General features: G+C 74.1%; 9 protein-coding genes. 4 read left to right on the top strand and 5 right to left on the bottom strand.

The window, feature by feature from the left end; genetic code table 11:
• Positions 1 to 26: 26 nt before the first annotated feature.
• The 5 genes from D476_RS0102525 to D476_RS0102545 all read right to left on the bottom strand — a co-directional run bounded on the left by D476_RS0102525 (position 27) and on the right by D476_RS0102545 (position 6,095).
• Positions 27 to 1,088, bottom strand: coding sequence for an oligopeptide/dipeptide ABC transporter ATP-binding protein (locus D476_RS0102525; RefSeq protein WP_017622412.1), 1,062 nt, complete (start codon positions 1,086 to 1,088; stop codon positions 27 to 29).
• Positions 1,085 to 2,110 carry an ABC transporter ATP-binding protein gene (locus D476_RS0102530; protein WP_017622413.1) on the bottom strand — a complete coding sequence of 342 codons (1,026 nt, stop codon included), beginning with the start codon at positions 2,108 to 2,110 and terminating at the stop codon, positions 1,085 to 1,087. The genes D476_RS0102525 and D476_RS0102530 overlap by 4 nt, the downstream gene beginning before the upstream one ends.
• Complete coding sequence (locus tag D476_RS0102535) at positions 2,107 to 3,012, bottom strand: ABC transporter permease (protein ID WP_017622414.1); 906 nt, start codon at positions 3,010 to 3,012, stop codon at positions 2,107 to 2,109. Before D476_RS0102535 ends, D476_RS0102530 begins: the two co-directional genes overlap by 4 nt.
• On the bottom strand, positions 3,009 to 4,076 hold the full coding sequence (locus D476_RS0102540) for an ABC transporter permease (protein WP_017622415.1): 1,068 nt from the start codon (positions 4,074 to 4,076) through the stop codon (positions 3,009 to 3,011). Before D476_RS0102540 ends, D476_RS0102535 begins: the two co-directional genes overlap by 4 nt.
• Positions 4,077 to 4,220: 144 nt before the next feature.
• On the bottom strand, positions 4,221 to 6,095 hold the full coding sequence (locus D476_RS0102545) for an ABC transporter substrate-binding protein (RefSeq protein WP_017622416.1): 1,875 nt from the start codon (positions 6,093 to 6,095) through the stop codon (positions 4,221 to 4,223).
• Between the two features lie 254 nt (positions 6,096 to 6,349).
• On the opposite strand from D476_RS0102545, the gene D476_RS0102550 reads away from it, so the two are divergent.
• The 4 genes from D476_RS0102550 to D476_RS31845 form a co-directional block, all read left to right on the top strand.
• Entirely contained in the window at positions 6,350 to 7,063 is a 714-nt protein-coding gene (locus D476_RS0102550; RefSeq protein WP_017622417.1) for a metal-dependent hydrolase, read from the top strand.
• A 16-nt stretch (positions 7,064 to 7,079) separates the two neighbouring features.
• Positions 7,080 to 7,754 carry an O-methyltransferase gene (locus D476_RS0102555; protein ID WP_017622418.1) on the top strand — a complete coding sequence of 225 codons (675 nt, stop codon included), beginning with the start codon at positions 7,080 to 7,082 and terminating at the stop codon, positions 7,752 to 7,754.
• Between the two features lie 72 nt (positions 7,755 to 7,826).
• A complete protein-coding gene (locus D476_RS0102560) occupies positions 7,827 to 8,978 on the top strand; it encodes an exonuclease SbcCD subunit D (RefSeq protein WP_017622419.1) in 1,152 nt (383 codons plus the stop codon).
• Positions 8,979 to 9,078: 100 nt separating this feature from the next.
• A partial coding sequence (locus tag D476_RS31845) for an AAA family ATPase (protein WP_017622420.1) occupies positions 9,079 to 9,928 on the top strand: 850 nt, incomplete at its 3' end.

Below are 9,928 nucleotides of genomic sequence, written 5' to 3' on the forward strand. Positions count from 1 at the left end.
GGTCCGATTCGCGGCGGCCCGCCCGCTCAGTCCCCGCCGCGCCCCAGTGCCGCGTAGTGGCACGCCACCCTGGCCGGGCCGCTGCCGGAGAGCACCCCCGGGTCCTGCGTCCTGCAGGCGGTGTCCACGCCCGCGCGCTCCGCCTCGCCCGAGGCGAGCACCGGGCACCGGGCGTGGAACCGGCACCCGCCCGGAACCCTGGTCGGGTCCGGCGGCTCGCCCGCCAGGACCTGGGGCTCCCCGGCACCGGACTCCGGAAGCACCGACATCAGGGCCTGCGTGTAGGGGTGCCGCGGCTCGGCCAGCACCTCCTCCACGGGGCCCGCCTCCACCACCCGGCCCAGGTACATCACCGCCACCCGGTCGGCGATGTTCCACGCCATGCCCAGGTCGTGCGTGACCACCAGCGCCGACAGCCCCAGGTCCGCGCGCAGGTCCAGCAGCAGCCGCAGGATCTCCCCGCGCACCGAGGCGTCCAGGGAGGCCACCGGCTCGTCGGCGACCAGCGCCTCGGGCTCCAGCACCAGCGCCCCGGCGATCACCACCCGCTGGCGCTGCCCCCCGGACAGCTCGTGCGGGTAGCGCAGGTAGAACCGCTCCGGCGGGCGCAGCCCGGCCCGGGACAGCGCGTCGGCCACCCGGCGCTCCTCGTCGGCGGTGGCCCCCTCGTGGATGCGCAGCCCCTCGGCGACCGCGTCGTAGACCGTGTGCCGGGGGTTGAGCGAGCCCGACGGGTCCTGCTGCACGAGCTGCACCCGGTGCCGGTAGCGTTTGAGCGCCCGCGTGCCGTAGGCCAGCGGCCGCCCCTCGAACAGCACCCGCCCGGCGGTGGGCCGCTCCAGCCCGAGCAGGGTGCGCGCCAGCGTGGTCTTGCCGCAGCCGGACTCGCCGACCAGCGCCAGGATCTCCCCGGCGTGCAGGTCCAGGTCGACCCCGTCGACCGCGCGGGCGGTGCCCCGCCCGCCGCGCCCGGTGAACGCGACGCTCAGCCCGGACGCGCTGAGCAGCGGCTCCCCCTCCGGGCGCGCGCCCCCGCCGGCGCCCCGGGGGCCGTCCTGCGGGGTGCTCTTCTGCAGTTCGGCGGTCATACGGCCTCCTCCAGCACCTTGACGCAGGCGGCGCGGCGGCCGCCGTCCCCGGCCGCCCACAGGTCCGGGTCGGTGCTGGAGCACCGCGCCTCGGCCACCGCACAGCGCGGCCGGAAGGAGCACCCCTCGGGCAGTGCCGCCGGGTCGGGCGGGTCGCCGGGCAGTCCGCGCGGCGCCATCCGCGACGCCGGGTCGCCCACGCGGGGGAAGGCGGCGCTGAGCGCGGCGGCGTAGGGGTGGCGGGCGGCGGCGACCACCTCGGCGGCCGGGCCCTCCTCGACCACCCGCCCGGCGTACATCACCGCCAGCCGGTCGCAGGTGTCGGCCAGCACCGACAGGTCGTGGCTGATCATCAGCAGGCCGATGCCGCTGCCCGCCACGAGCTCGTCGATCAGCCGCAGGATCTGCGCCTGCACCATCACGTCCAGCGCGGTGGTGGGCTCGTCGGCGATGATCAGCCGGGGCTCGCAGGCCAGCGCCATCGCGATCATCACCCGCTGGCGCTGCCCGCCGGACAGCTCGTGCGGGTAGGAGCGGGCCCGCCAGCGCGGCAGCCCCACGCTCTCCAGCAGCTCGGCGACGCGGGCCTGGGTCCCGCCGGGCGGGGCGGTGCCGTGCAGCAGCATGGGCTCGGCGATCTGGTCGCCGACGCGGCGCACCGCGTTCAGCGCGTGCATGGCGCCCTGGAAGACGATGGAGGCGCCCGCCCAGCGCACGGCCCGCAGCCGCCCCCAGCGCATGGCCGTGACGTCCTCCCCGTCCAGCAGCACCGAGCCGCCCACCCGCGCCGACTTGGGCAGCAGGCGCAGCAGGGCGAGCGCGACGGTCGACTTGCCGCACCCCGACTCCCCGGCCACGCCCAGCTTGCTGCCGGCCTCCAGGGTCAGCGACACCCCGCGCACGGCGGGCGCCCGCCCGCCGGCGGTGCGGTAGTCCACCCGGAGGTCCTCGACCCGCAGGAGCGGGGCCGGGTCCGGCCCCTGCGCCGCGTCGGGCGCCCGCGCCCCCTCGTCCGTACTCACCGGCGCTCCCTCAGCCTGGGGTTGAACACGCCCTCCAGTGCCCGCCCGCACAGGGTGAACGAGAGCGCGACCAGCGCGATGGCCAGGCCCGGCGGGACCATGTACCACCAGATGCCGGAGCTGATGGCCCCGGCGTTGCGGGCCTCCTGCAGGATGCCGCCCCAGGAGATCGTCGACGGGTCGCCCAGGCCGAGGAAGGACAGGGTCGACTCCATCACGATCGCCTCGGCGACCAGCAGCGTGGTCTGGGCGAGCACCACCGGCATGACGTTGGGCAGCACGTGCCGCTTCATCACGTGCAGGTGGCCGCCGCCCAACGCGCGCGCCCGCTCGATGAACGGGCGCGCCTCCACCGACAGGGTCTGGGCGCGCACCACGCGCGCGGTGGCGGGCCAGGCGGTCACGCCGATGGCGAGGATGATGGTCAGGGTGCTGCGCTCCATGACCGCGGCCAGCGCGACCGCGACCACCAGGGACGGAAGCACCAGGAACCAGTCGGTGACGCGCATCAGCAGGTTGGAGGACCAGCCCCCGAAGTGCCCGGCGAGGATGCCGATGACCGTGCCCAGGGCCACCGACACGAACGCCGCCAGGAACCCCACGGTCAGCGAGATCCGCGCGCCCCACACCACCATCGCCAGCACCGACCGCCCGAACGCGTCGGTGCCCAGCCAGAACTCGCCGCTGGGCGCCTCGAACCGCCCTCCGGGCCCGCCGGTGACCGCCAGCTCCGCCGCGTCGATGAACAGCGGTGCGCACAGGGCCGTCAAGGCGGCCGCCGCCAGCGCCGCCAGCCCGAACAGGCCCGCACGGTTCTGGGCGTAGATGCGGGCGAACTCCCCCCAGGCCGCGCGCCGCCGCGCCCAGAGCAGCGCGCGGCGGGAGGGCGCCGGGGCGCTCACGTGCGCACCCTGGGGTCGAGCAGCGGGTACACCAGGTCGGCCAGCAGGTTCATGATGATCACCGCGCTCGCGAACAGGACGAACAGCGCCTGGACCAGCGGGAGGTCGGGGACCCGCAGGCCGGAGTAGAACAGCGACCCCAGGCCGGGCCAGGCGAAGACGGTCTCGATGAGGATGACGCCGCCCATCACCCGCCCCAGGTTGAGGAAGATGAGGGTGACGGTGGGCAGAAGGGCGTTGGGCACCGCGTGGCGGCGCAGCACCAGGGCGTCGCGCAGCCCTTTGGCGCGGGCGGTGGTCAGGTAGTCCGCCCCCATCTCGTCCAGCACCGAGGAGCGCATGATCAGCAGGTACTGGGCGTAGACGACGGCGACCATGGTGGCCACCGGCAGCACCATGTGGTGGGCCACGTCCACCGCGGAGTCGAACCCGCCCTGCACGCCCGGGGTGGACATGCCCGAGGTGGGGAACAGGCCGGGCAGCCACCCGGCGCCCGAGGCCAGCACCACGATGAGCAGCAGCCCCAGCCAGAAGGAGGGCACCGACCACAGGGTGAGCGCCACGGCGGTGGTGGCGCGGTCCCCGGCCGAGCCGCGGCGCCAGGCGGCCCGGGTGCCCAGGACCAGCCCGAGCAGGGCGGCCACCAGGGTCCCGGTCCCGGCGAGCAGCACGGTGGGGCCGATGCGCTCGGCGATGAGCTCGGCGACCGGGACCCGGTACTGGTAGGAGGTGCCGAAGTCGAACCGGAGGATGCCCAGGCAGTAGTCGGCGAACTGCTGCCAGAGGGGCTTGTCCAGGCCGAACTGGCGGCGCAGCTCCTCCAGCTGCTCCACCGAGACCTCGCGGCCCTCGGTCATCGCGCGGACCGGGTCGCCGGGCAGGACGCGGAACAGGAAGAAGCTGGTGACCATCACCGCGAGCAGGGAGACCGCGGCGGTGAGCAGGCGGCCGCCCAGGTAGCGCAGGATGCGGACGGCGCGGGAGGGGCCGCCGGGCGCGGCGCCGGGGCCGGGTGCGCCCGGTTCCTCGGGCGGCGCGGCCGCGGCGGTCGCTGATCGGGTCAACGCGGGCCCCTTCACGGGTCGGCGGGTCGGTGGCGGCGGGTCGGTGCCGGTGGGCGTCGGGCGGGGGTGACCGGGTCTGCGGGGCCCGGGGCGGCGGCCGCCCCGGGCCCGGGTCAGGCGCGGTCCCGGGTCAGGCGCGGGCCATCACTCCCGGTCCGCGGCGGTGGCCGCGCGGCGGCGCCAGAGCAGGAAGCCGATCCCCCCGGCGACCACCACCACGGCCGCGGCGATCGCGGCGATCACCCCGCCGGACATCGAGCCGCCGCCCTGGCCGCCCTCGGCGGGCACGGCGGTGGACAGGCTCCAGTGGCCGTCCTGGCCGAACAGGTTGCCGCCCGGGTCGGGCTGGACCTGCATGGAGGAGATCTGGTCGGAGCGGTAGGCCTCCATGGTGTTGGCGTAGGTCACCACGTTGACCACGGCCTCGTCGTAGAGGATGGCCTGCATCTCCTTGATGTACTCGGCCCGCTGGTCGGGGTCGTCCCAGGCGGCGAGCTGCTTGTCGTAGAGCTCGTCGTAGTCCTCGTTGCAGAAGTAGGCGTCGCCGCGCATGGTGCCCGGCTCCTCGGGCAGCGCGTCGCAGGTGTGGATGCCCAGCACGTAGTCGGGGTCGGGGTTGACCGACCACCCGGTCCAGATGAGGTCGTACTCGGCGTCGTAGAGGGCGTCGCTGAGCACGCCGGGGTCGACGGTCTGGTTGTCCACCTCGATGCCGATGTCGGCCAGCCGCTCGACGAAGATCTTGCCCATGGCGACGTAGTCGGGGCGGTCGTTGTGGACGTGCATGCGCAGTTCGAGCCGGTCGCCGTCGGGCGAGGTGCGGATGCCGTCGTCGCCCGTCTCGTACCCGGCCTCGTCGAGCATCGCGTTGGCGGCGTCGACGTCGAAGTCGAGGCGCTCCTCGCCCTCGGGCTCCCAGTAGTAGCGGTCGTAGCGCGCGGGGATGTAGCCCTCGGCGGGCTCGGCGTAGCCGCCGTAGACCTTCTCGACCAGCTCGTCCTTGTCGATGGCCATCATGATGGCCTGGCGCAGGGTCTTGTCCTGCAGGGCCGGGTGGCCGTCGCCGAACTCCTCGCCGTCCTGGGTCTCGGCGCCGGGGTTGACGGTGAAGCCCTGGAACCGCTTGCCGGTGGCGTTGTTGACGCTGATGCCGTCCTGGCCCTCCAGGGAGTCGGCCTGGGCCGGGGTCAGCCCGGCGACCAGCGACACCTCGCCCTTGCGCAGGGCCTCCACCTCGGCGTCCTTGTCGGCGAAGTAGCGGAAGACCAGCCGCTCGAACTCGGGGGCGCCGCGCCAGTAGTCGGGGTTGGCCTCCAGGGTGATCGACTGGTTGGGCTCGTGGCCGGTGATGGTGAAGGGGCCGCTGCCGACGACGGGGAAGTCCTCGTTGGTGAAGTCGCCGAAGTCCTCGACCCCGGACCACACGTGCTCGGGGACGATGGGCGCGTCCAGGGAGAGCATGGTGGCCTGCGGCTCGTCGAGCTCGATGCGCAGGGTGGAGTCGTCCACGGCGGTGACGGACTCGAAGTTGGCCACGGCGTTGCCGTTGGCGGTGGCGGCCTCCTCGTCCTCCATCATCGCGTTGTAGGTGAAGGCCGGGTCGTCGGCGGTGACGGGCTCGCCGTCGCTCCAGGTCATCCCGTCGCGGATGGTGAAGGTCCAGGTGAGGCCGTCGTCGGAGGTCTCCCAGGACTCGGCGACCGCGCCGGTGGGCTCGTTGGTCTCGGCGTCGTAGGCGACCAGCGGCTCGTAGACGGCCTTGTGGATGCTGGTGGAGATGAGCAGCTGGGCCAGGAACGGGTTGAGCGTGTCGACCGGCTGGGAGACGGCCACGGTCAGGGTGTCGCCCTCGGGTGCGGCCGAATCCGCGGCGGCGGGCGCGGCCGTGCCCGCGGCCAGGGCCAGTGCGGCTGCCGCGGCGGCTGCGCGCAGGGCGCCCCGGCGCGGGCGTCCGGGGCCGCCGGGCCGCCGGGAGGGTCTGGGGGACCGGGTCGGGATCGGGGGAAAGGCGGTGGGCATGGTCGGCGACCCCTCTTCACGCTGGGAAAACGGGGGAACCTCGAACCGGCGGCCGGTTGTTGGTTGTCTACCAGCGTGCACAGAAAAGCGTCAACGACTTACACCCTGACCGTCACAGGATGTTCACGATCTTCCGCTTCCGGCCCCTCCCCTGCACCCGGACGCCATTTTCGGATCGGGGAAAACCGCCCGCCGAAACCTCCTTTTCCGGGCCGATTCGCCATGAATGACCGGGGCCGCTAGCGTTGCCGCACATGATGGGGCACTCTCACGCGCTCAGCGGCGCGGTCGGCTGGATGGCACTGGTTCCCGTTCTGGACGGAACCGAGGTGCTGGGCATCACCTTCCACATGGGCCCCGGAGAGATCATCGCGGGCGCCCTGGTGTGCGCCGGGGCCGCGCTCGTCCCCGACCTGGACCACAAGAGCGCCACCATCACCCAGACCTACGGAATCGTGACCAAGACCCTGGGCGCGTTCTTGAACTGGGCGTTCGGCGGGCACCGCAACGGCACCCATTCGCTGGTGTTCGCCCTGATCATGGGGGCGATCGCGCAGGGGATGACGCTCTGGTCGGAGATGGCCGCGCAGATCTTCGTGTTCCTGCTGGTCGGCATCGCCTTCAACGGCCTGGGCTTCGGCATGGACAAGAACCGGACCGCCTCGGGCGTCATCAACGCCATGGTCACCGCCGGAATCACGCTGGCCCTGTACAGCGCGGGCACCGACTACACGTGGCTGGGCGCGGCGGTGGCCCTGGGCTGCCTGCTGCACTTCGCCGGGGACATCGCCACCCACATGGGGGTGCCGCTGCTGTGGCCGTTCACCGGCTACCGGGTGGGGCAGAACATCGGCTTCACGACCGACGGCAAGGTCGAGCGCAACGTGGTCACACCGGCGCTGACCATCGCCGTCGTACTGTACGGGTTCTACCTGTTCGACTGGCCGGAACTGCTGCCGCACACCTGAGGCGCCGCCGGATAGCATGTCGGCCGTGACGCGAACCACGGAGTCCCTCACCCCGGAACTGTACGAGTACCTGGTGGCGCACAGCGCCCCGGTCGACCCGGTGCTGCGCGACCTCGCCGAGGAGACGGCGCGGCTGTACCCCGACAGCGTCGGCATGCAGATCGGCCCCGAGCAGGGCACCTTCATGACGATGATGGCCCGCACGCTGCGGGCCCGCGACGCGGTGGAGATCGGCACCTTCACCGGCTACTCCTCCATCTGCGTCGCACACGGCCTGGACCCGCGCAACGGCTCCCTGCTGGCGTGCGACGTCAGCGAGGAGTGGACCGATGTGGCCCGCCGGTACTGGGACCTGGCGGGCGTGGCCGACCGGATCGAGCTCCGGCTGGGCCCGGCCCTGGAGACGCTGCGGGCGCTCCCCGACTCGCGCGCCTTCGACCTGGCGTTCATCGACGCCGACAAGACCGGCTACGTGGACTACTGGGAGGAGCTGGTGCCGCGGATGCGGCCGGGCGGCATCGTCCTGGTCGACAACACCCTCTCGCACGGGCGGGTGGTGGACCCCGCCGAGGACGCCCCGGCGGTGCAGGGCATCCGCGACTTCAACGACACGGCCCTGGCCGACGAGCGCACCGACGTGGTGCTGCTGCCCATCGGCGACGGCCTGACCATGGCCCGCAAGAAGGACTGACGGCGCCCCGTCCCCGCACGGATCGGCACTGCGCCCCCGCACCGGTGCGCGCCTGCAGTACGCTCCCGGAACATGCGCATCCTGCACACCTCCGACTGGCACCTGGGGCGCTCCTTCCACCGGGAGAACCTGCTGGACGCCCAGGCCGCCTACATCGACCACCTCGTGGAGACGGTGCGCGCCGAGCGGGTCGACGCGGTCGTGGTCTCCGGCGACCTGTACGACCGGGCGCTGCCCCCGGTGGACGCGGTGCGCCTGCTCGACGAGGCGCTGCGCCGGATCCGCGGCACCGGTGCGCGGGCGGTGCTGATCAGCGGCAACCACGACTCCATGGCCCGGCTGGACTACGGGTCGGGGCTGTTCGACGCCGCGGGCGTGCACCTGCGCAGCTCCCTGGAGGGCGTGGGCGCGCCCGTGGTGCTCGACGACGCGCACGGCCCGGTGGCCTTCTACGGCATCCCCTACCTGGAGCCGGAGATCGCCCGGCGGCACTGGGGGCTGCGGGGGCGCGGGCACCCGGCGGTGCTCGGCCACGCCATGGACCTGGTCCGCGCCGACCTGGCCGAGCGGCCCCGGGGGACGCGGTCGGTGGTGCTCTCGCACGCGTTCGTGACCGGGGGCGCGCCCTCCGACAGTGAGCGCGACATCGCGGTGGGCGGCGCGGCGCACGTGCCCGCCTCCCTGTTCGACGGCGCCGACTACGTGGCGCTGGGGCACCTGCACGGCCGCCAGCGCATGTCGGAGCGGGTGCGCTACTCGGGCTCGCCGCTGGCCTACTCCTTCTCCGAGGAGCACCACGTCAAGGGGGCCTGGCTGGTGGAGGTCGACCGGTCGGGGGCGGTGCGCGCGGACTTCGCCGAGGCGCCGGTGCCGCGCCCGATCGCCCGCCTGTCCGGGCGGCTGGAGGACCTTCTGGCCGATCCCGGGTGGGAGGCCTACACCGGGCACTGGCTGCAGGTGACGCTGACCGACCCGGTGCGGCCCGCGTTCCCGATGGACCGGCTGCGCGAACGCTTCCCGCACGTGCTGAACCTGGACTTCGCGCCCGAGGGGGCGCCCGACCGCGACGACCTTCAGTGGGCGCGCGGCCACCGCGACCGGCCGGGGCCGGAGCTGGTCATGGACTTCGTGGACTGGGCGCGCGGCGAGTCCGCCTGCGAGGAGGAGCGGGAGCTGGTGCGGGCCGCCTTCGAGGAGCTGCGCGCGCGGGAGGCGTCCGCCTGATGCGACGGCCCCGCGTCCCCGCCACCGCTCGCCCTGAAGCCCCCGCCTGCCCTGAAGCCCCCGCCGATTCGCCCACCGCCGCCCGGGAGCCCCGTCTCTGATGCGTCTGCACACCCTCACCGTCCAGGCATTCGGACCGTTCGCGGGCACCGAGACGGTCGACTTCGACCGCCTCGGCGACGGCGGCCTGTTCCTCATCCACGGCGCCACCGGAGCGGGCAAGACCTCGGTGCTGGACGCGGTCTGCTTCGCCCTGTACGGCAGGGTGCCCGGGGTGCGGGAGGCCGCCAGGTCGCCGCGCTCCACGCACGCCCCGGCCGGGCGCAGGCCGGAGGTGTCGCTGGAGTTGACCGTGCGCGGGCGGCGGCTGTCGATCACCCGCTCGCCCGCCTGGCGGCGTCCGAAGCTGCGCGGCTCGGGCACCACCGAGGAGAAGGCCAAGGCGGTCGTCACCGAGTCCACCCCCGACGGGTGGAAGGGGCTGACCAACCGGCCCGACGAGGCCGGGCAGATCGTCTCGGACCTGCTGGGGCTGACGCTGGACCAGTTCTGCCAGGTGGTGCTGCTGCCGCAGGGCGAGTTCGCGCGGTTCCTGCGGGCGGGGGCCCGCGAACGCGTGGCGTCCCTGGAGCGGATCTTCGACGCCGGGGTCTTCGCCGACGTGGAGAAGTGGCTGGCCGAGCGCGCCGCCGCGCTTTCGCGCGCCGCCTCCGGCGCCGAGGAGGAGGTGCGCGCCACCGCGCACCGCCTGGCCGAGGCGGGACGCTCGCCGGTGCCCGAGGAGGCCGAGGAGGACCTGGAGGCGCTGGTGCCGTGGGCGGCGGAGCTGGCGTGCGCCACGGCGGCGGCCGCCCGCGAGGCCGGGCCGGTGGCGGCGGAGGCCGCGGCCGAGCGGGACCGGGCCCGTGCCGCGCTGGAGGAGGCCCGGTCGGCGGGCGAACGGCGGGGCC

It is taken from the genome of Nocardiopsis chromatogenes YIM 90109, assembly GCF_000341185.1.
Lineage (GTDB): Bacteria > Actinomycetota > Actinomycetes > Streptosporangiales > Streptosporangiaceae > Nocardiopsis_A > Nocardiopsis_A chromatogenes.

What these genes read in the sequence shown, in the direction of transcription:
- D476_RS0102525 (WP_017622412.1), bottom strand. Translation starts at nt 1,088, where the DNA reads ATGACCGCCGAACTGCAGAAGAGCACCCCGCAGGACGGCCCCCGGGGC.
- D476_RS0102545 (WP_017622416.1), bottom strand. Translation starts at nt 6,095, where the DNA reads ATGCCCACCGCCTTTCCCCCGATCCCGACCCGGTCCCCCAGACCCTCC.
- D476_RS0102550 (WP_017622417.1), top strand. Translation starts at nt 6,350, where the DNA reads ATGATGGGGCACTCTCACGCGCTCAGCGGCGCGGTCGGCTGGATGGCA.
- D476_RS0102555 (WP_017622418.1), top strand. Translation starts at nt 7,080, where the DNA reads ATGTCGGCCGTGACGCGAACCACGGAGTCCCTCACCCCGGAACTGTAC.
- D476_RS0102560 (WP_017622419.1), top strand. Translation starts at nt 7,827, where the DNA reads ATGCGCATCCTGCACACCTCCGACTGGCACCTGGGGCGCTCCTTCCAC.